Origin of the sequence: Pseudomonas farsensis (assembly GCF_014268805.2) — a bacterium.
GTDB lineage: Bacteria > Pseudomonadota > Gammaproteobacteria > Pseudomonadales > Pseudomonadaceae > Aquipseudomonas > Aquipseudomonas farsensis.
In genome coordinates, this window is sequence record NZ_JABWRF020000001.1 from 92,652 (window position 1) to 114,213 (window position 21,562).

18 protein-coding genes are annotated in these 21,562 nt (G+C 64.0%); 12 read left to right on the forward strand and 6 right to left on the reverse strand.

All coding sequences use genetic code 11. The features are described 5' to 3' along the window. Positions 1-11 precede the first annotated feature (11 nt). The 11 genes from algK to HU719_RS00500 all read left to right on the forward strand — a co-directional run bounded on the left by algK (position 12) and on the right by HU719_RS00500 (position 13,718). Positions 12-1,454 (forward strand): alginate biosynthesis TPR repeat lipoprotein AlgK, encoded by a 1,443-nt coding sequence (gene algK, locus HU719_RS00450; protein WP_186536398.1) that lies wholly within the window; start codon positions 12-14, stop codon positions 1,452-1,454. Continuing rightward, positions 1,451-2,929, forward strand: coding sequence for an alginate export family protein (locus HU719_RS00455; RefSeq protein ID WP_186521482.1), 1,479 nt, complete (start codon positions 1,451-1,453; stop codon positions 2,927-2,929). Before algK ends, HU719_RS00455 begins: the two co-directional genes overlap by 4 nt. 18 nt (positions 2,930-2,947) lie before the next feature. Beyond that, entirely contained in the window at positions 2,948-4,507 is a 1,560-nt protein-coding gene (gene algG, locus HU719_RS00460) for a mannuronan 5-epimerase AlgG (RefSeq protein WP_186521484.1), read from the forward strand. Positions 4,508-4,520: 13 nt separating this feature from the next. Further along, complete coding sequence (locus HU719_RS00465; RefSeq protein WP_186521486.1) at positions 4,521-5,963, forward strand: alginate O-acetyltransferase; 1,443 nt, start codon at positions 4,521-4,523, stop codon at positions 5,961-5,963. A gap of 7 nt (positions 5,964-5,970) precedes the next feature. Continuing rightward, positions 5,971-7,074, forward strand: coding sequence for a mannuronate-specific alginate lyase (locus HU719_RS00470; RefSeq protein WP_186521488.1), 1,104 nt, complete (start codon positions 5,971-5,973; stop codon positions 7,072-7,074). 182 nt (positions 7,075-7,256) lie between these two features. Next, the gene (locus HU719_RS00475; protein WP_186521490.1) at positions 7,257-8,717 is read left to right on the forward strand and encodes an MBOAT family O-acyltransferase; all 1,461 of its coding nucleotides are present in this window, start codon (positions 7,257-7,259) and stop codon (positions 8,715-8,717) included. 10 nt (positions 8,718-8,727) lie between these two features. Continuing rightward, positions 8,728-9,888, forward strand: a complete 1,161-nt coding sequence (locus HU719_RS00480; protein ID WP_186521492.1) for an alginate O-acetyltransferase — start codon at positions 8,728-8,730, stop codon at positions 9,886-9,888. 17 nt (positions 9,889-9,905) lie between these two features. Further along, positions 9,906-10,553 carry an alginate O-acetyltransferase AlgF gene (locus tag HU719_RS00485; RefSeq protein ID WP_186521494.1) on the forward strand — a complete coding sequence of 216 codons (648 nt, stop codon included), beginning with the start codon at positions 9,906-9,908 and terminating at the stop codon, positions 10,551-10,553. 35 nt (positions 10,554-10,588) lie between these two features. Next, positions 10,589-12,043 (forward strand): mannose-1-phosphate guanylyltransferase/mannose-6-phosphate isomerase, encoded by a 1,455-nt coding sequence (locus HU719_RS00490; RefSeq protein ID WP_186521498.1) that lies wholly within the window; start codon positions 10,589-10,591, stop codon positions 12,041-12,043. Between the two features lie 158 nt (positions 12,044-12,201). Next, the gene (locus HU719_RS00495; RefSeq protein WP_186521496.1) at positions 12,202-12,666 is read left to right on the forward strand and encodes a multidrug transporter; all 465 of its coding nucleotides are present in this window, start codon (positions 12,202-12,204) and stop codon (positions 12,664-12,666) included. Positions 12,667-12,905: 239 nt separating this feature from the next. Then, on the forward strand, positions 12,906-13,718 hold the full coding sequence (locus tag HU719_RS00500) for an SDR family oxidoreductase (RefSeq protein WP_186536400.1): 813 nt from the start codon (positions 12,906-12,908) through the stop codon (positions 13,716-13,718). Between the two features lie 93 nt (positions 13,719-13,811). On the opposite strand, the gene HU719_RS00505 is transcribed toward HU719_RS00500, so the two are convergent. The 4 genes from HU719_RS00505 to HU719_RS00520 form a co-directional block, all read right to left on the reverse strand. Beyond that, entirely contained in the window at positions 13,812-15,305 is a 1,494-nt protein-coding gene (locus HU719_RS00505) for an efflux transporter outer membrane subunit (RefSeq protein WP_225917088.1), read from the reverse strand. Positions 15,306-15,316: 11 nt separating this feature from the next. After that, positions 15,317-16,378 (reverse strand): HlyD family secretion protein, encoded by a 1,062-nt coding sequence (locus HU719_RS00510; RefSeq protein ID WP_186520081.1) that lies wholly within the window; start codon positions 16,376-16,378, stop codon positions 15,317-15,319. Positions 16,379-16,406: 28 nt separating this feature from the next. Continuing rightward, positions 16,407-17,930 carry an MFS transporter gene (locus HU719_RS00515; protein WP_186536401.1) on the reverse strand — a complete coding sequence of 508 codons (1,524 nt, stop codon included), beginning with the start codon at positions 17,928-17,930 and terminating at the stop codon, positions 16,407-16,409. A gap of 306 nt (positions 17,931-18,236) precedes the next feature. Further along, positions 18,237-19,142, reverse strand: a complete 906-nt coding sequence (locus HU719_RS00520; RefSeq protein WP_186536402.1) for a LysR family transcriptional regulator — start codon at positions 19,140-19,142, stop codon at positions 18,237-18,239. Between the two features lie 226 nt (positions 19,143-19,368). Between HU719_RS00520 and HU719_RS00525 the strand changes: the two genes are divergently transcribed. Next, positions 19,369-19,824: a universal stress protein gene (locus tag HU719_RS00525; RefSeq protein WP_186520078.1), complete on the forward strand. Its 456-nt coding sequence runs from the start codon at positions 19,369-19,371 to the stop codon at positions 19,822-19,824. Positions 19,825-19,835: 11 nt separating this feature from the next. On the opposite strand, the gene HU719_RS00530 is transcribed toward HU719_RS00525, so the two are convergent. Beyond that, entirely contained in the window at positions 19,836-21,158 is a 1,323-nt protein-coding gene (locus tag HU719_RS00530; RefSeq protein ID WP_186520077.1) for a type II toxin-antitoxin system HipA family toxin, read from the reverse strand. Next, complete coding sequence (locus tag HU719_RS00535; protein WP_186520076.1) at positions 21,148-21,474, reverse strand: helix-turn-helix transcriptional regulator; 327 nt, start codon at positions 21,472-21,474, stop codon at positions 21,148-21,150. Before HU719_RS00535 ends, HU719_RS00530 begins: the two co-directional genes overlap by 11 nt. Positions 21,475-21,562 lie beyond the last annotated feature (88 nt).

Below are 21,562 nucleotides of genomic sequence, written 5' to 3' on the forward strand. Positions count from 1 at the left end.
AGGACCGATTGATGATCGCCAATAACAGCAATCGCGGGCCAAGCCCGCTGCCACGGGCGGTTTCGCTGCTGGCCCTGGCCATCACCCTGGCCGGCTGTGCCGGCCTGCCAGACCAGCGCCTGGCCAATGAGGCGCTCAAGCGTGGCGACACCGCCACTGCCGAGCGCAACTACAAGGCCCTGGCCGACCTGGGTTACAGCGATGCGCAAGTGGGCCTGGCCGACATCAAAGTGGCTACCCGCGACCCCGCCAAGCTGAAGGAAGCCGAGGCCACCTACCGCGCCGCCGCTGCCACCTCGCCGCGCGCCCAGGCCCGCCTTGGCCGCCTGCTGGTGGCCAAGCCCGACAGCACCCAGGCCGAGCGCGAAGAAGCCGAAACGCTGCTCAAGCTGGCTGCGCAACGGGGTGAAAGCAACACGCTGATCCCACTGGCGATGCTCTACCTGCAATACCCGCAGAGCTTCCCCAACATCAACGCGCAGCAGCAGATCGACCAATGGCGCGCCGCCGGCAACCCCGAAGCGGGCCTGGCCCAGGTGCTGCTGTACCGCACCCAGGGCACCTACGACCAACACCTGGGTGAAGTCGAAAGCATCTGCAAGGCAGCGCTTGCCAGCACCGACATCTGCTACGTCGAGCTTGCCACCGTCTACCAGAAGCGCGCCCAGCCCGACCAGCAGGCAGCGCTGATCAGCCAGCTGGAATCGGCCTATGCCCGTGGCACCGTGCCAGGCAGCCGGGTCGACAGCGTCGCCCGCGTACTGGCCGACCGCAGCCTTGGCCAGACCGACGAAAAAACCGCTAAAGAGCTGCTGGAAAAAGTCGCCCCGGCCAACCCGGCCTCGTGGGTGAGCCTTGCGCAGTTGCTGTATGACTTCCCGGAGCTGGGCGACACCGACCAGCTGATGGCCTACATCGACAAGGGCCGCGAGGCCGAACAGCCACGCGCCGAACTGCTGCTGGGCCGCCTGTACTACGAAGGCCGCACCCTGCCGGCCGATGCGCCCAAGGCCGAACAGCACCTGCAAGCCGCCGCCCAGGCCGGCGAAGTCAGCGCCGACTACTACCTCGGCCAGCTGTACCGCCGCGGCTACCTGGGCAAGGTCGAGCCGCAAAAAGCCGTCGACCACCTGCTGGCTGCCGCCCGTGGCGGGCAGAACAGCGCCGACTACGCCCTCGCCCAGCTGTTCAGCGAAGGCCACGGCATTCGCCCGGCGCCAACCAACGCCTGGGTATTCGCGCAGCTGTCCCAGGCCAACCCGACGCCGCAGTCCACCGAACTTGCCCAGCAGCTCGACCAGCAGCTCACGCCTGACCAGCTCGGCCAGGCCCGGCAGTTGCTGGCACAGGAACAAAAGGCCCGCGCCAGCCTGTTCCAGGGCGCCAACAGCACCCTGGCACTCGAGGCCCTGCAAGACGACGAAAAAGACGTAGACGCCGAGGACTCGCTATGACGCTCAATCCCTTCGTGAAAGCCGGCATTGGCCTGAGCTTCGCGCTGCTGTGGTCGATGCCGACCCTGGCTGCTGAAACTGCGCAAAAAAACTTCGGCCTTGACGTGAAGATTACCGGCCAATCCGAAGACGACCGCGACCTGGGCACCCGCCCTGGCGGCGACGTCAACGGCCTGGGCCTGGACCTGCGCCCGTGGGTGTACGGCGAGCGCGGCAACTGGAGCGCCTTCGCCATGGGCCAGGCAGTGACCGCCACCGACACCATCGAAACCGACACCCTGCGCCAGAACGACGACGGCACCACCACCGACACCGCCGCCAACGGCCGCGAGCAGGACAAAAGCTACCTGGCCATGCGCGAGTTCTGGGTCGGCTACAGCGGCCTGACCGCCTACCCCGGCGAGCAACTGCGCCTGGGCCGCCAACGCCTGCGCAGCGACGACGGCATGTGGCGCGACACCAACATCGAAGCGCTGAACTGGACCTTCGACACCACCCTGCTCAAGGCCGACCTGGGCGTGGCCCAGCGCTTCAGCGAGTACCGCACCGACCTGACCGAGCTGGCCCCGCAAGACAAGGACCGCACCCACGTCTACGGCAACGTCGCGGCGCAGTGGACCCCTGGCCACTGGGTCGGCGTGCGCGCCCACCATACCCATGACAGCGGCAGTCTGAAGAACCCCGGCGAAAGCGTCGATGCGCTGGACAAGACGCGCACCGGCGACCTCACCTGGCTGGGCCTTGAGGCCAACAGCGACGCCTATAACTGGCGCAACGACCACACCGTCAACTACTGGGGCAGCGTGACCTGGCTGACCGGCGACCGTGACCGCCTGCGCAGCGACACCGTGGGCAACCAGCAGATCGCCCGCGACACGCAAAGCGGCGACGTCAACGCCTGGGCCACCGACCTCGGTGTGCGCCTGCGCCTGGACCCGCAGTGGCAAGTCGGCGCGGCCTACGCCCGTGGCAGCGGCGGTGGCGGCGATGACGGTTCGAACAACTTCGAGCAGACCGGCCTTGAGAGCAACCGCTCCAACTACACCGGCACCCGCTCGCGCGTGCACCGCTTCGGCGAGGCATTCCGCGGTGAGCTGGGCAACCTGCAGGCCGCCACGCTGTTTGCCAGCTGGCAACTGCGCGACGACTACGACGCAAGCTTCATCTACCACAAGTTCTGGCGCGTGGATGACAAGCAGAACATCGGCTCCAGCGGCATCAATGCCGTGGTCGATGACGGCGGCGTGAACCGTCCGCTGATCAACGGCGAGAAAGACCTCGGCCAGGAAATGGACGTAGTGGTCACCAAGTACTTCAAGCAAGGCCTGCTGCCGGCTTCGCTGAGCCAGTCGATCGACGAGCCGTCGGCGCTGGTACGCCTGCGCGCCGGTGTGTTCAAGCCAGGCGATGCCTATGGCAAAGAAGCCGACTCGTACATGCACCGCGCCTTCGTCGACGTGATCTGGCGTTTCTAAGGCCGGGAGAGGACCGATATGAACCTGCACCCGAACCTTCGCCACAGCCTTCTGGCCAGCGCCCTGCTGCTGGCCAGCAGCGTGGTCGCCGCAGCCGAGCCTGCGGTGATCGCCAAAGAGCTGCAACAGGCCAAGACCTACACCGTGGCCAGCGCTCCCATCGAGCCGCTGCATCTGGACCCGCCCAAGCTGCCCGACCTCAGCGGCTACACCGCCCAGGCCGTGGAGCAGAAGATCGACCGCCGCCACAAGGGCAAGGTCAGCGTGCGCCGCATGCTGCAGGAAGATTCGCTCAAGGAGTTCATTGGCGGTGACAACAAGGGCGCCGAGTGGGTCCGCCGCCAACACGGCATTCCGCAGGCGATCTTCATCGACGACGGCCATGTCGACCTGGTCGAACTGAGCAAGAAAGTGCCCGCCCAGTACCTGCGTGAAACCGCACCGGGCGTCTACCTGGCGCGCCTGCCGATCGTGGTCGGCGCAAAAGGCGTGCTGGAAGTGGACGGCAAGGTCAAGGAACTGCGCCTGTCCGAAGAAGGCGGCGCGTTCATCGTCAACGACGGCAAGCTGTTCGTTCGCGACACCAAAGTCACCGGCTGGCGCGAGCAGGCCAACGGCCCGGCCACCTTCCGCAAGCCTGACCAGTTCCGCCCGTTCCTGCTCAGCTGGGGCGGCACCGAGACCTACATCGTCAACAGCAAGATGGCCAGCTTCGGCTACTCCAAGTCCAAGTCGTACGGTGTGAGCATTTCGCAGTACACCCCGAACATGGCCAAGCAGATGGGCCGCCCGGAACCCACCGGCTGGATCATCGGCTCTGAGTTCAGCGACATGTGGTACGGCTTCTACTGCTACGAAACCAGCGACTTCGTGGTCAAGGACAACACCTACCGCGACAACATCGTCTACGGCATCGACCCGCACGACCGCTCGCACCGCCTGATCATCGCCGGCAACACCGTGCACGGCACCAAGAAAAAGCACGGCATCATCATTTCGCGCGAGGTCAACGACAGCTGGATCATCAACAACAAGAGCTATGACAACAAGCTCTCGGGCGTGGTGATCGACCGCAACAGCGTCAACAACCTGATTGCCTACAACGAGATCTACCGCAACCACACCGACGGCATCACCTTGTACGAAAGCGGCGACAACCTGATCTGGGGCAACAAGCTGATCAACAACCGCCGCCACGGCATCCGCGTGCGCAACAGCGTGAACATTCGCCTGTACGAAAACATCGCCATGGCCAATGGCTTGGTGGGTGTCTACGGGCACATCAAGGATTTGTCCGACACTGACCGCGACATCGCCCTGGACCCGTTCGACGCCAAGGTGTCGCTGATCGTGGTGGGCGGCGAGCTTGCGGCCAACGGTTCCGGCCCGTTGTCGATCGACTCGCCGCTGTCGGTGGAGCTGTACAAGGTGTCGATGCTGATGCCGCGCAAGTCCAGCGGCATCACCCTCAACGGCGTGCTTGGCGACCGCCAGGACGAAATCCTCGACCTGCTGGTGCGCCAGCAAAAGGCTGTGCTGATCGACCCGGTCGAACGCCAGACCGAAATGATCGACTAAGGAAGCCCAGACCATGACCCCACATCTGATGAAATTGCTGGGCCTGTCCGCCGCACTGCTGGCCATCAGCCAGGGCGTGCGCGCCGAAGACGTCCAGGCCCCGACCTTCAGCGCCGAGCCGTGCTGCCAACTGTGCCCCGAGGCCCATGACGCCAGCCGCTACACCACCCGCTACCAGCAGAACTTCACCACGCTGGTGCAGGCCCAGGGCGACTGGCTGTTCCGTACCCGCGAAGACCTGCGCACCGAGTTCGACACCACGCCAATGGGCTACAAGCGCCTGCAGCAGGTGCACGATGCGTTCAAGAAACGCGGCGTGGAACTGGTGGTGGTGTACCAGCCGACCCGAGGCCTGGTGAACCGCAACATGCTCAACCCGCAGGAGAAAGCGGCCTTCAACTACCAGAAGGCGCTGCACAACTACCAAGCCATGCTCGCCCGCTTCAGCAAGATGGGCTACAACGTGCCGGACCTGTCACCGCTGACCAACGAGCAGCTGGCCGCCGCCGACCAGGGCAAGGATTTCTACTTCCGTGGCGACCAACACTGGACGCCGTACGGCGCCGAGCGCGCCGCCAAGATCGTCGCCGACACCGTGCACAAGATGCCGGCCTTCGAAGGCATCCCGCGCAAGGAATTCGAGACCAAGAAATCCGGGCGCATGGGCAAGACCGGCACCCTGCACAACGTCGCCGGCCAGCTGTGCAACACCAGCTATGCGGTGCAGTACATGGACCAGTTCGCCACCGAGCCCAAGGGCGCAGCGGGTGACGACGACCTGTTCGGCGACAGCGGCAACGCGCAGATCACCCTGGTGGGCACCAGCCACAGCGGCAAGAACTACAACTTCTCGGGCTTTCTTGAGCAGTACATCGGCGCCGACGTACTCAACGTCGCCTTCCCCGGTGGCGGCCTCGAAGGCTCGATGATCCAGTACCTGGGCAGCGAAGAATTCCGCAGCAACCCGCCGAAGATCCTGATCTGGGAGTTCTCGCCCCTGTACCGCCTGGACCAGGAAACCATCTGGCGGCAGATCCTCGGCCTGCTGGACGACGGTTGCGACGACCGCCCGGCACAGATGAGCGCCAGCGCCACCCTCAAGCCTGGCACCAACGCGCTGCTGGTCAACGGCAAGAACGGCGTGATCAAGGACCTGACCAACCGCAATCACCAGATCGACATCAAGTTCGAAGACACCTCGGTGAAAGTGCTGCAGGCCACCCTGTGGTACCTGAACGGCCGTCACGAGGACATCAAGATCGAGAAGCCCGAAACCTCCGATACCGACGGCCGCTTTGTGTTCCAGATGCGTGAAGACGAAGACTGGGCCGGCCAGAACCTGCTGGCGCTGGAGGTGCAAGGGCCGGAAAGCGGGACCCAGAAAGTCGAAGCCAAATTGTGCAAACGCAACAACTTTGCCAGCGCCGCGCAACGTACCGCGCACGCCGGCCAGTGAGGCGAAAATGACATCATTCAGCCGCAAGACCGCCCCCACCCTGCTCGCCCTGGCCCTGTTCGGCTCGGCCGCGCAGGCAGCGCTAGTGCCACCACAGGGCTACTACGCGGGGATCGACAAGCCCAAGACCGGCGAAGGCAACTTCACCTGTGAAGCCCCGCCCAAGCCCTACACCGGCCCGCTGCAGTTTCGCAGCAAGTACGAAGGCTCCGACAAGGCCCGCGCCACCCTCAACGTGGCGTCGGAAAAAGCCTTCCATGACTCCACCGCCGACATCACCACGCTTGAGCGTGGCATCAGCAAGATGGTCGGCCAGTACATGCGCGACGGCCGCCCCGCGCAGCTCGACTGCGTGCTGACTTGGCTCGATACCTGGGCCCGCGCCGATGCGCTGGAGTCCACCGATTTCAACCACACCGGCAAGTCCATGCGCAAATGGGCGCTGGGCAGCATGAGTGGTTCGTGGCTGCGCCTGAAGTTCTCCAACGCCCGGCCACTGGCCGCGCACCAGGCCCAAGCGCAGGAAATCGAACGCTGGCTGGCGCAACTGGCCGAGCAGACCGTGCGCGACTGGAGCGACCTGCCGCTCGAGAAAATCAACAACCACAGCTACTGGGCAGCCTGGTCGGTGATGGCCACCGCCGTCGCCACCGACCGCCGCGACCTGTTCGACTGGGCCGTGAAGGAATACAAGGTTGGCGCCAACCAGATCGACGACCAGGGCTTCCTGCCCAACGAACTCAAGCGCCGCCAGCGCGCCCTGGCCTATCACAACTACGCCCTGCCGCCGCTTTCGATGATCGCAAGCTTTGCCCAGGCCAACGGCGTGGACCTGCGCGCCGAGAACAACTTTGCCCTGCAGCGCCTGGGTGAAGGGGTACTGGCTGGCGCTCGCGACCCCATCCACTTCGTCAAGCGCACCGGCCAGAAGCAGGACATGAAAGACCTGAAAGTGGAAAGCAAGTACGCCTGGCTCGAGCCGTGGTGCGCGTTGTACCACTGCGTCGGCGACAGCCTTGAGCGCAAGCATGAAATGCAGCCGTTCAACAGCTTCCGCCTGGGCGGTGATGTAACGCGGGTCTACGACCCGAACGCAGAACACAAGAAATAGCAAACCCTTGTGGGAGCGGGCTTGCCCCGCGACGAGGCCCTGAAGGCCAGTGGCGCCCGGCATTGCCGACGCCGTCGCGGGGCAAGCCCGCTCCCACAAGGTATTAGGTTGCTCCCCGGTCCAGGCTGGGGGGTTTGGGGGGCGCTTTGCCCCAGGTGCTGTGCATAACTAGGAGAACCGGGATGGTCTTCTCGTCCAACGTGTTCCTGTTCCTGTTCCTGCCGGTTTTCCTCGGCTTGTACTACATAAGCGGAAACCGCTACCGCAACCTGCTGCTGCTGGTTGCCAGCTACATTTTCTACGCCTGGTGGCGCGTGGACTTCCTCGCCCTATTCGCAGGCGTCACCCTGTGGAACTACTGGATCGGCCTGAAGGTGGGCGCCGCCGGCGTACGCACCAAGCCCGCGCAGCGCTGGCTGCTGCTGGGCGTTGGCGTCGACCTGTGCATCCTGGGCTACTTCAAGTACGCCAATTTTGGCGTCGACAGCCTCAACGCGATCATGACTTCGTTCGGCCTTGAGCCGTTCATCCTGACCCACGTGCTGCTGCCGATCGGTATCTCGTTCTATATCTTCGAGTCGATCAGCTACATCATCGACGTCTACCGCGGTGATACCCCGGCCACGCGCAACCTGATCGACTTCGCAGCATTCGTGGCAATCTTCCCGCACCTGATCGCCGGCCCCGTGCTGCGCTTCAAGGACCTGGTCGACCAGTTCAACAACCGCACCCACACCCTGGACAAGTTCTCCGAAGGCTGCACCCGCTTCATGCAGGGTTTCATCAAGAAAGTGTTCATCGCCGACACCCTGGCGGTGGTTGCCGACCACTGCTTCGCCCTGGAAAACCCAACCACCGGCGACGCCTGGCTCGGTGCGCTGGCCTACACCGCGCAGCTGTACTTCGACTTCTCCGGCTACAGCGACATGGCCATCGGCCTGGGCCTGATGATGGGCTTCCGCTTCATGGAAAATTTCAAGCAGCCCTACATCAGCCAGTCGATCACCGAGTTCTGGCGCCGCTGGCACATCAGCCTGTCGACCTGGCTGCGCGACTACCTGTACATCACCCTGGGCGGCAACCGCAAAGGCACCTTCAACACCTACCGCAACCTGTTCCTGACCATGCTGCTGGGCGGGCTGTGGCACGGCGCCAACTTCACCTACATCATCTGGGGCGCCTGGCACGGCATGTGGCTGGCAATCGAGCGAGCGCTGGGCCTGGACACCAACCCGCAGCGTTTCAACCCTGTGAAGTGGGCCTTTACCTTCCTGCTGGTGGTGGTCGGCTGGGTGATCTTCCGCGCCGAAAACCTGCATGTGGCCGCTCGCATGTACGGCGCCATGTTCAGCTTCGGCGAGTGGCAGCTGTCCGAGCTCAACCGCGCCCAGCTCACCGGGCTGCAAGTGGCCACCTTGGTGGTTGCCTACCTGACCCTGGCGTTCTTCGGCCTGCGCGACTTCTACCGCAACGCAGCCCCGGCCCAGGCGCCGCGTACCCCGGTGCAGGTCAATGCCGACGGTTCGGTCGGCATGGACTGGACCCGCGTCATGACCCGCGCCTTGGTGCTGCTGCTGTTCGTCGCCTCGGTGCTCAAGCTCTCGGCGCAGAGCTACTCACCGTTCCTCTACTTCCAGTTCTGAGGCCCCGATCATGAACCGGACACTTCGTATCACTTATTCGCTGTCGTTCATGGGCCTGCTGGTTGGCCTGGGCGCATGGTCGCTTGGCGGGCTGGAAAGCTTCAACCGCACCGAGCAGATGACCGTGCTCAACGGCAAGCTGGCCAAGGCCGCCGAAACCCACTACGACGAGCAGTTCCCGATCAAGCGCCTGGGCACCAACCTTTGGGCCGCGCTGGACTACAAGCTGTTCAATGAAGGCCGCCCTGGCGTGGTGCTGGGCCGCGAGCAGTGGCTGTTCACCGACGAGGAGTTCAACCCCGCTGCCGACGCCGAGCAACAGATGCAGGACAACCTGGCACTGGTGCGCGGTGTCCGCGACACCTTGCAGCGCCAAGGCGTGCAACTGGTGCTGGCGATCGTGCCGGCCAAGGCGCGGCTGTATGCCGAGTACATCGGCAAGGAAACCCCGGCCAGCCTGCACGACGACCTGTTCAACCGCTTCCACGCCCAGGCACGCCAGGCCAACGTGCTGGCCCCGGACCTGCTGGCGCCGCTGGAACAGGCCAAGGCCCGTGGCCAGGTGTTCCTGCGTACCGACACGCACTGGACGCCGCTGGGCGCCGAGGTGGTGGCCCAGGCCGTCGCCGAGACGGTCAAGCGCCAGCAACTGCTCGACGCCGAGCCGCAGACCTTCATCACCGAAGCCGGCGCCAGCGCGCCGTACAAAGGCGACCTGACCAACTTCCTGCCCCTGGACCCGCTGTTCAGCAACCTGCTGCCAAGCCCGGACAACCTGCAACAGCGCAGCACTCGGCCCGCCGATGCTGAAGGCCAGGGCGGCGGCGATGCCCTGTTTGCCGACACGCAGATCCCGGTGGCGCTGGTGGGCACCAGCTACAGCGCCAACCCGCACTGGAACTTCCTCGGCGCGCTGCAGCAGGCGCTGCACAGCGACGTCGCCAACTACGCCGAGGACGGTCACGGCCCGCTGCTGCCAATGCTCAAGTACCTGCAAAGCGATGCCTTCAAGAACGCCCCGCCACAGGTTGTGGTGTGGGAATTCCCCGAACGCTATCTGCCGATGAAAAACGACCTCAGCAGCTTCGATCCGCAGTGGATCGCGCAGCTGAAAAACTCCCGAAAATCCGAAGAAAACCTGGCCTTGTCGTCCAACCGGACGAACCACTGATAGAGAGGAACACGCACATGACTACTAAAACCACCATTGCCAAAGCCCTCACCCTCGCAGCCGGCCTTTCCCTGGCTTCGATGCAGGCCTTCGCCGGCGCCGATGCTGCCCTGTACGGCCCAAGCGCACCGAAAGGCTCGACCTTCGTGCGCCTGTACAACGCCACCAGCGCCCCGACCGCAGCCTCGGTCGGCAACACCCAGATCAAACAGGTCGGCGCCCAGTCCAGCAGCGACTTCAGCTTCCTGCCAGGCGGCGACTACACCGCCCAGGTGGGCGGCAAGAGCGTCCCGGTGAAACTGGCTTCGGACAAGTACTACACCCTGGTCAACAACGCCGGCGGCACCCCGCAGTTGATCGAAGAGCCGCCGTTCAAGAACAAGCAGAAAGCCCTGGTACGCGTGCAGAACCTGAGCGACCAGCAACTGACCCTGAAGACTGCCGACGGCAAGACCGAAGTGGTCAAGCCAGTAGCGGCCAAGGGCCGTGGCGAACGTGAAATCAATCCGGTCAAGGTCAACCTTGCCCTGTATGCAGGCGACAAGAAAGTCGGCGACGTCAAACCCGTCGCTCTGGAGCGCGGCGAAGCAGCCGTGCTGTACGTCACCGGTTCCGGCAACAGCCTGTCGCCGGTGTGGGTAACTCGCCCCGTGGCTAGCAACTGATCCCTCTGCCTCATAACGACTATTGGAGAAACATGATGATCCCGGTAATTCTTTCTGGTGGTAGCGGTTCGCGTCTGTGGCCTTTGTCGCGCAAACAGTTCCCCAAGCAGTTCCTGGCCCTGACCGGCGAGCACACGCTGTTCCAGCAAACCATCGAGCGCCTGGTGTTCGAAGGCATGGACAGCCCGATCGTGGTCTGCAACAAGGACCACAAGTTCATCGTCCAGGAACAACTGGCCGCGCTGAACCTGGACACCCAGGCGATCCTGATGGAGCCGTTCGGGCGCAACACCGCACCCGCCGTGGCGATGACCGCCATGAAGCTGGTCAACGAAGGCCGTGACGAGCTGATGCTGGTGCTGCCGGCCGACCACGTGATCGAGGACCAGAAGGCCCTGCAACGCGCCCTGGCCCTGGCCACCGTGGCCGCCGAGCGCGGCGAGATGGTGCTGTTCGGGGTGCCGGCGACCAAGCCTGAGACCGGCTACGGCTACATCCGCTCCAGCCAGGACGCCCTGCTGCCTGAAGGCGTGGCGCGGGTTGCGCAGTTCGTCGAGAAACCCGACGAGAAGCGTGCCAACGAGTTCGTCCGCGCTGGCGGCTACTTCTGGAACAGCGGCATGTTCCTGTTCCGCGCCAGCCGCTTCCTCGAAGAGCTGAAAAAGCACGACCCGGACATCTACGACACCTGCCTGCTGGCCCTTGAGCGCAGCGATGAAGAGGCCGATGTGCTGAGCATCGACGAAGCCACCTTCGCCTGCTGCCCGGACAATTCCATCGACTACGCAGTCATGGAAAAGACCCAGCGCGCCTGCGTGGTGCCGCTGTCGGCGGGCTGGAGCGACGTGGGCTGCTGGTCGTCGCTGTGGGAAGTGCAGGAAAAAGACGACAACGGCAACGTCACCAAGGGTGATGTGGTGGTGCAGGACAGCCACAACTGCATGATCCACGGCAACGGCAAGCTGGTGTCGGTGATCGGCCTTGAGAACATCGTGGTGGTCGAAACCAAGGACGCCATGATGATCGCCCACAAAGACAAGGTTCAGGGCGTCAAGCAGATGGTCAACACCCTTGACCAGCAGGGCCGCAGCGAAACCCAGAACCACCTTGAGGTGTACCGCCCGTGGGGCTCGTACGACTCGGTGGACATGGGCGGGCGTTTCCAGGTCAAGCACATCACGGTAAAACCCGGTGCTGCGCTGTCGCTGCAGATGCACCACCACCGCGCCGAGCACTGGATCGTGGTATCCGGCACCGCCGAGGTAACCTGCGACGAGAACGTGTTCCTGCTGACCGAAAACCAGTCCACCTACATTCCGATTGCTTCGGTGCACCGCCTGCGCAACCCAGGCAAGATCCCGCTGGAGATCATCGAAGTGCAGTCCGGCAGCTACCTGGGCGAGGATGACATCGAGCGCTTCGAGGATGTCTATGGGCGTACGTCCACGCCGGTCGAGCGCGGCGTTTCGGTGAAAACCATCGCGCAATAAAGCAGCTGCAAGGTTCTAGCTGCAAGCTGCAAGAAAAAGCGGGGCAGTGGTGGGTCGAAGGTTTTCGATTCAACACTGCCCCGCTTTTTCTTGTGGCTTGCAGCTAAAACCTAGCGGCTCCAAGATGAAGAGCCCCCTTCACCGAGGCCTGAATCACCATGATCATCGGCGCTTTGCTCATCCTCACCTGGCTGGTCCTGCTGCTGCGCTATCCGGGCAAGGCCCTGCCGATCTCGCTGGCGGCGGTGTGCGGCCTGGGATTGGTGGCGCTGGGGGTGGCCTGGCAGGACAGCCGCGAGGCGGCGCAACTGGCGCGCCTGGATATTCGCCTGAGTTATGCGCCCGAGCAATGCCCTGCCGACCGTGCGCTGCTGGTACGCATGAAAAACGGTAACAAGGTGCCACTGACCGAGTTGCGCTGGCGGGTCGCGGCCTATGCGCCGGGCGACACCGTGAACCTTGCCGAGAACACCTACAATGCCCCGCGCTACCGCGGGCCTGGCGAACTGCAGGCGGGCAGCGAGTGGCACGACTGCCTGCCGCTGCCGCCGCTACGCTCGGGGTATCGGGCGCAGACGCTGGAGTTTCGTGCCGAGCACCTGCAAGGTACATTTGCCAACTGATTCGGCCCTGTCGCGGGGCAAGCCAGCTCCCACGGATGTCCGGGCGTGGCCCCGGTAGGAGCGGCCTTGTGTCGCGATGGGCTGCGAAGCAGCCCCAGCTATTCTGCATGAGGCACGAATCCTGGGGCCGCTTCGCAGCCCATCGCGACACAAGGCCGCTCCTACACGATCAAAAGCTACTTGCTTGAAACCATGGAATCGCCCACAGCACCTCCAACCAACCCACACAGGCCCAGCCAATGCCCACCGTTCTTATCACCGGTTGTTCCAGCGGCATTGGCCGCGCCCTGGCCCACGCCTTTCGCGATGCCGGCCACCAGGTCTGGGCCACCGCCCGCAAGCCGCAGGATGTCGACCAACTGAACGCCGCAGGCTTCACCGCCCGGCAACTGGATGTGAACGACGCCGAGGCCCTGGCCCGCCTGGCCGAGGAACTGCCGCAACTGGACATCCTGATCAACAACGCCGGCTACGGCGCCATGGGCCCGCTGCTCGATGGCGGCGTCGAGGCCATGCGCCAGCAATTCGAAACCAACGTGTTCGCCGTGGTTGGCGTCACCCGCGCGCTGTTCGGGCACCTGCGCCGTTCACGTGGGCTGGTGGTGAACATCGGCAGCGTGTCGGGGGTGCTGGTGACCCCGTTCGCCGGGGCGTATTGCGCGTCCAAGGCTGCCGTTCACGGGCTGAGCGATGCCCTGCGCCTGGAGCTGGCGCCGTTTGGCATCCGAGTGATGGAAGTACAGCCAGGGGCGATTGAATCGCAGTTTGCCAGCAATGCGCAGCAACAGGCCGAGCAAGTGCTGGCGACCGATTCGCCGTGGTGGCCACTGCGTGAGCAGGTACAGGCTCGGGCGCGGGCCTCGCAGGACCGGCCTACGCCTGCCGCGGTCTTCGCCCAAGGGCTGCTGGCCGCTACGCGCAAGTCGCCGGTGCCGGCGCTGGTGCGTATTGGCAATGGCAGCACGGCGCTACCGCTGATTGCCAGGCTGCTGCCGCAGCGCGTGCTGGACGGGGTATTGCGCAAACGCTTCGGCCTGCTGCGCCCGCTCTGAGGCACCGCGGGGCAAGCCCCCGAACCACAATCGACGCGGCCATTGTAGGAGCGGCCTTGTGCCGCTCCTACAACTGAGTGTGATCGAATGATTTCAGGCCTTGTCGAAGGCCTGCCACCCACCACCGAGTGCCTTGTACAGGCCAACCAAGGCCTGAGAAACAGCCGCCGAGCTGTCGATCCACTGCTCTTCGCTGGCCAGCAGCGCCGATTGCACCGACAGCACGTTGAGGAAATCCACCGCCCCTTCCACGTACCGGCGCTGCGCGGTCTCAAGCGCGATACGGTTCTGCCGCACGGCTTCGGCCAAGTGGTCGCGGCGCAGCTGGCTGGCGTTGTACAACCGCAATACATCGTCGATTTCATGCCACGCCCCCAGCACCACCTTGCGGTAATTCAGCGCCGCTTCCTGCTGCTGCGCCTCGCGCAGTTGCAAGGTGCCCTTGAGCCGCCCACCTTCGAAAAGCGGCAGCGACAGTTGCGGGCCGAAGGCGAAGCGGCGCGAATCCCAGGCGCCGAAGTCCGACAGCTGCATGGCCTGAAAACCGACGCTGCCCGACAGCCGAATGCTCGGGTAGAAGTCAGCCTTGGCCACGCCGATACTGGCCGTTGCGGCATGCAACCGCGCCTCGGCCTGGCGGATATCAGGCCGGCGCTGTGCAAGCTCCGACGGCACGCCAATGGCAAAACGCTGCTGCGGCGCCGGCAGCTCGCCGCCTGGCTGCAACAGGCCCTGCAAACTACGCGGTGGCTCGGCAGCCAGCAGGCTCAGCGCGTTGATCAGGTCGTCGCGGCGGGCTTCAAGGCTGGGCAGCCGCGCTTCGATCGAAGCAACCTGGGCGCTGGCCTGGGCAACGTCCAGACGCGTGGCGACGCCTTCGGCCTGACGGTCTTCGGACAGTTTCAGGCTGTGCCGGGCCACCTTGAGGTTGTCCTCGGTCACCTGCAACGTATGCTGCACGGCGCGCAACTGGATGTAATCACCGGCGGTCTCTGCAAGCAGCGCAAGCAGCACGCCACGGCGGTCGTTCTCGGCCACCTCGACACTGGCATCGGCGGCCTCGACCTGGCGCCGCACGCGGCCCCAGAGGTCCAGCTCCCAACCGGCAACCAGGTCGCCCTGCCACAGGTTGTAGGCCTTTTTGCCCGCGTTGCCAGACGGGTCGTTCAAGCCTTGGGCACTGTTGCGGGCGCGGCTGTAGCCGGCGTCGGCATCCACCGAAGGCGCTTGCTCGGCGGCCACCGTGCCACGTATGGCGCGGCTTTGCAGCAGGCGCGCGCTGGCCATCTGCAGGTCGAGGTTGCGCTGGGCGACCTTTTCGATCAGGGCGCTGAGTTGGGCATCATGAAAGCCGTCCCACCAGCGCAGCTCCAACGGTTCGGCGACCGGCTGGCTGGCCGCGGCCTGGGCTTGTAGCGCGGCCCAGTTTTGCGGGGCCTGGCTGGCAGGGGATTGGAAGTCGGGGCCGAGGGTGCAGCCGGCGAGCAGTATGGGAGCAGCCCATGCGACCGCGATCCCTTGCAGGAGCGGCCTTGTGCCGCGAAAGGGCTGCGCCGCAGCCCCAGCAATCTCGGCACGATCACACATCCGCAGCCCACTCATCGCGCACTCACCTCTTTGCCATCCACCAAATCCCCCCCGGTGTCTATGGTCGCCTCCACCGACATACCCACCCGCAAGCGCTCAAGCAACGGCTGCCCATCATCGAAGACGATCTTCACCGGAATACGCTGCACCACCTTGGTGAAGTTGCCAGTGGCGTTGTCAGGCTTCACCGCCGCAAACGTCACCCCGGTGGCCGGGGCGATGCTCTGCACATGGCCGTGCAGTTTTTCACCCGCAAACGTATCGACGCTGATGCTCACCGGCTGCCCCGGCTGCACATGGGTCAGCTGGGTTTCCTGGAAATTGCCAACGATGTACGCCTGCGCCAATGGCACCACCGAGAGCAACCGCGCCCCCGGGTTTACATACGCACCAACGCGCAGGGCACGCTCGCCGACCATGCCATCCACCGGTGCGGTGATGCGGGTGTACGACACGTCCAGGCGCGCCTTTTCAAGCCCGGCCTCCGCGCGTTTGAGCTGGCCATCGGCGCTGGCAACCTGGGCGCTGAGCACATCCACCTGCTTGCGCGCCGCCAGCAGCGCCGCCTGGGTGTTGGCCAGCCGGGCGCGGGCCTGGTCGACCCGGCTGCGCGCTTGCTGGGCGTTCTGCACGGTGCCGGCGCCCTGCTCGGCCAGGCGGCTGTAGCGCCCGACTTCATGGTCGGCAAAGGCCACTTCAGCAGCCGCGGCGTTCACCGCCGCTTGCGCCTGGGCAATCAGCGCGGCCTGGCGATCCAAGGTAGCGCGGGCATCCAGGCTCTGCGCCTTGGCCACCAACAACTGCGCCTCGGCCGCATCGAGGGCGGCCTGGTAGTCGCGGGCATCGATGGTGGCCAGCAACTGGCCGGCGCTGACCTGCTGGTTATCCTCAACCAGCACCTCCTTGATAAAGCCCGCAACCTTGGGCGCGACCACTGTGTAGTCGGCGCTGACATAGGCATCGTTGGTGCTCTGGTGGTGGTCGCTGCCAAACAGCCAGGGGCCGGCGATGGCGGCCAGCACGGCGACGGCGAGGACCGCGCCGATAAACAGGGTTTTACGTTTCTGGGTCATTTTGCTTTTCTCGAATTCATCCACAGGCTCAGGCCACCGCACGGGGCGGGTAGACCCGGGTGGGCACGAAGGGAATCAGGCAGATCAGGGCAATGGCGATGCCCGCCATCACCAGGTAAAGGTCGGCAGAGGTCAGCACCAGGGCTTGGTCATGGATGCGCTTGGCCAGGCCCGCCGCGTGGTCATCCAGCAGCGGCGCATTGCCCAGGCTGTCGACCAGGTGGCTGGAATGAAAATGCCGGCGCAAGGTGCCAACGGCCTCGATCAGGCCACCGGCAATCACCGCTGCCAGGCCCTTGACCGTGTTGAACCAGGCCGAGGCGAACGGGCCTTCCTGGGGGCTCATGCCGTTGGTCGAGAGCATTAGCAGCGGCAGCACTGCCATCGGCTGGCCGAACACTTGCAGCAGGTAGAACGGGTAGAAGTCGCCGCGAATCCACTGGGAGGTCAGCAGGCTGCTGCCAACGCACGAGGCCGCCAGCATGGCCAGGCCCACGCCGAGCACCCAGCGGCAGTCCACCGCGCGGATGTTGCACAGCGCAGCGGCCAGCGGCAGGGCGAGCAACTGCGGCATGGCCACCAGCATCATCAAGGGGCTGGTCTGCGCCGGGCGATAGCCGTGCAACTGGGCCAGGTAGGCCGAAGGAATGCTGGCCGTGCCAGACAGCACGATCAGTACCCCGGCCAGGGTCAGCAAGGCAAAGCTCAGGTTGCGCCGCGACAGCATGCGCAATTGGAAGAACGGCAGCGGTTCGGACCATTCGTTGTACAGAAACAGCACCAGCAACAGCCCACCGCCGCCCAGCAACCAGCAGATCAGCGGCGAATCGAACCAACCCCAGCGGTCGCCCAGCGACAAGCCGAGCACGGTGCAACTGATGGCCGGCAGGCCCAGCAGCACGCCGCGCCAGTCGAACTGCTTGAAGCGTTCCAGGCGCAGAGGGTCCTGGGGCAGGCCCCAGGCGACGCAAAGCATCGCCAGCAGCGACGGCAGGATGATCTGCCAGAACGCCCACTGCCAGCCGACGTACTCGGTCCACAACCCGGCCAGCGGGGTGCCGAGGTTGGGCCCGAAGGTAGCGGTCAGGGCATAGCAGGCCAGGCCGTAGATCTTGATGCCTGGCGGCAGAAAGCGCAGCGCCACGCTCATCAGCATGGGCGGCAAGGCCCCGGAGGCGAAGCCCTGCAACACGCGCAGCAGCATCAGGCTGTGCAGGTTGGGGGCGAAGGGTTGCAGCAGGCCAAGCAGGGCAAACAGGGCCACCGCGCACAGGGTGAAACGGCGCAGTGAAAAGGTGGTGGCCAACCACGGCGCAAAGGCCATGGCCGAGACCGAGGCTGCGCTGTAGGCGGCCAGCAGCCAGGCACCCTCATCGGCGCCGATGCCCATCGCGCCACGGATATCGTTGAGCGAAATCTTGGTCACAGACTCGTTGAGGCCGGCGCAGAGCACCGCCAGCAGCACGCCGAACAGCCCCACCACCACCTGCAGGCCAAACGCCGCCTGCACAGGCGCAGCGGGCGCGGCAGAGGGTGTGGTCAGGGAACTCATGGGATGACATCTCCAGCAACAAATTTTCGGCTGGGGGAAGTCTAAGAAGGTTGAATGATGACGGAAAGCGACTTATTGGCAGGTTTATGTTGCGCCAGACGCAATCCACCTTGGATCGACGTCGCCTGGATCGCGGGGCAAGCCCGCTCCCACGGATTTGATTGGCAGTCCTGTTCTCGCCTCATCGCAGGCTGTCGCCAGCTCCCACAGGGACCGCGCACAGTCGCAATATCAGGGCCTTGCCTTGAACCTGTGGGAGCTGGCGATAGCCTGCGATGGGCTGCGATGGGCTGCAAAGCAGCCCCTTCAGGTCTCGCTACCACAGCAAGCCTTCAACGTCCTGCGCAACCATCGGTGCGCGGGGTCGTTGTCAAAGCGCGGATGCCAGGCCTGCATCACCCGCACCTTCTCCAGCGGCACCGGGATCTCGAACGCGCGCAGCGGCAGGCCGAACTTGGCCACGCTGCCGAGGATGTTCGCCGGCATCGGCAGAATCAGGTCCGACTCCGGCAACGAGAACATCGCTGAATGAAAACTCGGGGTGATCAGCGCTACCCGCCGGTGCACGCCGTAGTTGCCCAGCTCCACATCGATCGGCCCATTGGCCCGCCCGCGCCGCGACACGCTGATCTGCGGGTACCTGGCAAAACGTTCGGGGGTGATTGGCCCATCGAAGATCGGGTGGTCGGCCCGCGCCAAGCCAACGAACCAGGTATCGAACAGGCTCTGCACCTTTATTTCAGGCCCAAGCTCGATGCTCGAGCTGACCACCAGGTCGATCTGCCCATGGCGCAGCACCAGGTCGTCATCACCCTGATGCTCGGGCACAAAGCGCAACACCGTGTTCGGTGCTTCGGCAAGCATCATGTGCAGCAGCCGCGCCCCATACAGGGCAATGAACAGGTCATTGGTGCGAATGTTGAACGCCCGGTCGAGGTTGGCCAGGTCGACCTCATCGCCGCTGCGAAACACCTGCCCAGCCTGCTCCACCAGCAGCCGCACCTGATCACGCAGCGCCAGCGCCCGTGGCGTCGGCACCAGGCCGCGGCCAGCGCGGACCAGAATCGGGTCGCCCATGGCATCGCGGATGCGCCCCAAGGTGCGGCTCATGGCTGCCGGGCTCAGGTTCATGCGCTGGGCTGCGCCCACCACACTGCCTTCGTCGAGCAGGGCATCGAGGGCGACCAGCAGGTTCATGTCCGGGAGTTGCATGGCGGGTGTTCCGTGACTACTGTGGGAAACGCGATGGTAGCAGGTTGCCGGATTGCGTCAGACGCAATGCCGCCGTGCGTGGCGGGCCATTTATCTTGGGCTGGTTATGGGTCAGCCTTTAGCGGCCCTGTCGCGGGGCAAGCCCGCTCCCACGCTGGCGAGCGCCTGGACTTTGTGGAAGAGGGCTTGCCCCGCGACAGGCCGCCACTGCCAACAAGGATCCCCCATGCCACACGTCCTGATTGCCATCGACGCCTCCCCCGCCTCGGCCAGCCTGCTAGACCTTGCACGACGCTACTGCCGCCCCGGCGAGCACAGCCTGCACGTGTTGCTGGCCATCGACAGCACCTTCGCCGTGCACCACCAGCCCAAGGCCTACACCGAGCAGGAACTGGAGGAGTACCCCGCCGCCTGCGACGAACAACAACTGGCCGAGCGCGCGGTAGCCTTCGCCGTCGCCAACCTGCGCGAAGCAGGCTTCGAGGCCGTCGGCTGCATGGCGACAGGCCAACCGGCCGAGGCGATCATCGACAAGGCACAGGCGCTCGAATGCGAGCTGATCATCATGGGCCACCGCCACCTGTCACGCCTTGGGCGGCTGCTCGACCCGTCGATCAGCGCCAAGGTGATCGACCGGGTGCAGGTACCGGTTTTGGTGGGTGTTGCTGACGATCCCCGTTGATCTGCCGGCACTCAAGCAAGCGCAGTCGCCAGCAACTGAGGGCGTATACGCTCTGCCAATCGGGCAATGTCCATATCCTGATCCGGCAAGTTTTCGAAGGCAAAGGGGTTGAGCATCTGACGGGTGGCCAGCACATTCTGGTCGACATTGCTTATGGACGCCTCCAGGCAAATCGCTGACCAGTGCAATGCAATATTTTCCAGTTGCCCGATGACAATCTCACGAGCCTGCACTCGGTCGAGCAAGAACAAGTGCGCAGCATTGAGGCACAACGCTATCTGGCTCTGATTGGCCTGCCCAAGAATCAACATACCTTGGCTTGCCACGTTCCCCGAACGACTCTGCGGGCAAATATCGTAGGCAGGGGTCAAGCTATAGGCCTGTCCATCAAAAAACGCCGCATGGTTACGCGCATGATCATCTGTGTTCCCACAGAGCACGTTGAATACCAGCCTTGCGAACAGTTCACGCAGATCGACGCGCGGATCGTGAAAGTCCCTGCGGATCACATGGGTCAACGCCTCATAGCTGGTGTAACGAGCCATCATCTCGTCCAACCCTTGCAGAGTCAGTGCAGAAACCATGAGCCGACGCGCCCACCCATCGTCGAGCTTGACCCGGTCGAAACGCTCAATCAGCAGCACATCCTTGCCCAATACCTTTTCTAGCTTGACCGGTGCCGCATTCAGCCCTGACAGCCGCGCAAGACGCATCATGATGAACTCGGACTTCACCACACTGATGGTGTCACCGGAGGCAGAAAATTTTGCCACGTACTTGCGTTCATGCTCCTGGATAAGCGCTTTGGGCCTTGCCCCGCCAATGGATGAACCATGCCGCAGCGCCTGATCCAGTTCAGGGGTAAGGGGTATGCCTTGCTCAACCAGACTCGCCGCATTGAGCAATTCCTCAAGCGTGGCGTTGTCATTGCTTCGTGCAACGTAGTGGCTGGCGGAAGTCTGAAAATCCAACGCGCCAATGCGATCCGAACCAGACTCAAGCATGTAGGTCTGCTCGTCCAGATCCTGATCATAGGCCGCCAGACCCGCCTTGCCGTATAGCCGGTTGATGATCACGCGCCGCCCCCAGGCGTCTGGCGATGCGTCACGAATACCGCTCGCCAGCTTCATCCCGTCTGGCGGCTCTATCAGTTCGGAGCTCAGGCCCAGTTCCAGAGAGTTGAGTGCTATCGCGCGGGGGTTGGCCAAATAGCTGCGACCGTAGATAAAGCCGAACCTGTCATCAGCCTGCCGGACCAAACGCCCAGCTACCACTGGAAGACTGGAACCCGGCAGCCAGGCCCAAACGAAGCAGGGCGTCGTGTCAGAAGTCATTGTCTACCTCTTGCCTGGTTTTCTGCACACGTGTGGGCAGCACTGCCAGCTTGTCTTGAATGCTGATAGCCAGGCTTTGATAACGCTCCGGCGCGTCGAACAAATGGATACCGAGCAAGTAGGCCAATTCAAAAAAAAGACCGATCTCGCATTTTGGATCACCTGCTTCCAGGCGGCGCAGCGTGCCTCGAGTCACGCCGAGCCGCTCTGCGAGATTTTGCTGGGTCAACCCTCTTTCACGACGCTTGAGGGCGATGAGTTGGCTAAAGAGCTGCAAAGCGCTCTGAGTGATAGGCGAGTAGGTACGTTTTGACATGCAGGACTCTCCTCAGGCATTGCACCAGTATGGGCTACGCAAGGATTATCGCAACAAAATGATCTACAAAACGACCATTAAACCATTT

Coding starts and splice junctions, on each gene's coding strand:
- HU719_RS00490 (WP_186521498.1), top strand. CDS start 10,589: ATGATCCCGGTAATTCTTTCTGGTGGTAGCGGTTCGCGTCTGTGGCCT.
- HU719_RS00520 (WP_186536402.1), bottom strand. CDS start 19,142: ATGCAACTCCCGGACATGAACCTGCTGGTCGCCCTCGATGCCCTGCTC.
- HU719_RS00465 (WP_186521486.1), top strand. CDS start 4,521: ATGACCCCACATCTGATGAAATTGCTGGGCCTGTCCGCCGCACTGCTG.
- algG (WP_186521484.1), top strand. CDS start 2,948: ATGAACCTGCACCCGAACCTTCGCCACAGCCTTCTGGCCAGCGCCCTG.
- HU719_RS00455 (WP_186521482.1), top strand. CDS start 1,451: ATGACGCTCAATCCCTTCGTGAAAGCCGGCATTGGCCTGAGCTTCGCG.
- HU719_RS00475 (WP_186521490.1), top strand. CDS start 7,257: ATGGTCTTCTCGTCCAACGTGTTCCTGTTCCTGTTCCTGCCGGTTTTC.
- HU719_RS00505 (WP_225917088.1), bottom strand. CDS start 15,305: ATGTGTGATCGTGCCGAGATTGCTGGGGCTGCGGCGCAGCCCTTTCGC.
- HU719_RS00510 (WP_186520081.1), bottom strand. CDS start 16,378: ATGACCCAGAAACGTAAAACCCTGTTTATCGGCGCGGTCCTCGCCGTC.
- HU719_RS00470 (WP_186521488.1), top strand. CDS start 5,971: ATGACATCATTCAGCCGCAAGACCGCCCCCACCCTGCTCGCCCTGGCC.
- HU719_RS00495 (WP_186521496.1), top strand. CDS start 12,202: ATGATCATCGGCGCTTTGCTCATCCTCACCTGGCTGGTCCTGCTGCTG.
- algK (WP_186536398.1), top strand. CDS start 12: ATGATCGCCAATAACAGCAATCGCGGGCCAAGCCCGCTGCCACGGGCG.
- HU719_RS00535 (WP_186520076.1), bottom strand. CDS start 21,474: ATGTCAAAACGTACCTACTCGCCTATCACTCAGAGCGCTTTGCAGCTC.
- HU719_RS00500 (WP_186536400.1), top strand. CDS start 12,906: ATGCCCACCGTTCTTATCACCGGTTGTTCCAGCGGCATTGGCCGCGCC.
- HU719_RS00485 (WP_186521494.1), top strand. CDS start 9,906: ATGACTACTAAAACCACCATTGCCAAAGCCCTCACCCTCGCAGCCGGC.
- HU719_RS00530 (WP_186520077.1), bottom strand. CDS start 21,158: ATGACTTCTGACACGACGCCCTGCTTCGTTTGGGCCTGGCTGCCGGGT.
- HU719_RS00515 (WP_186536401.1), bottom strand. CDS start 17,930: ATGAGTTCCCTGACCACACCCTCTGCCGCGCCCGCTGCGCCTGTGCAG.
- HU719_RS00525 (WP_186520078.1), top strand. CDS start 19,369: ATGCCACACGTCCTGATTGCCATCGACGCCTCCCCCGCCTCGGCCAGC.
- HU719_RS00480 (WP_186521492.1), top strand. CDS start 8,728: ATGAACCGGACACTTCGTATCACTTATTCGCTGTCGTTCATGGGCCTG.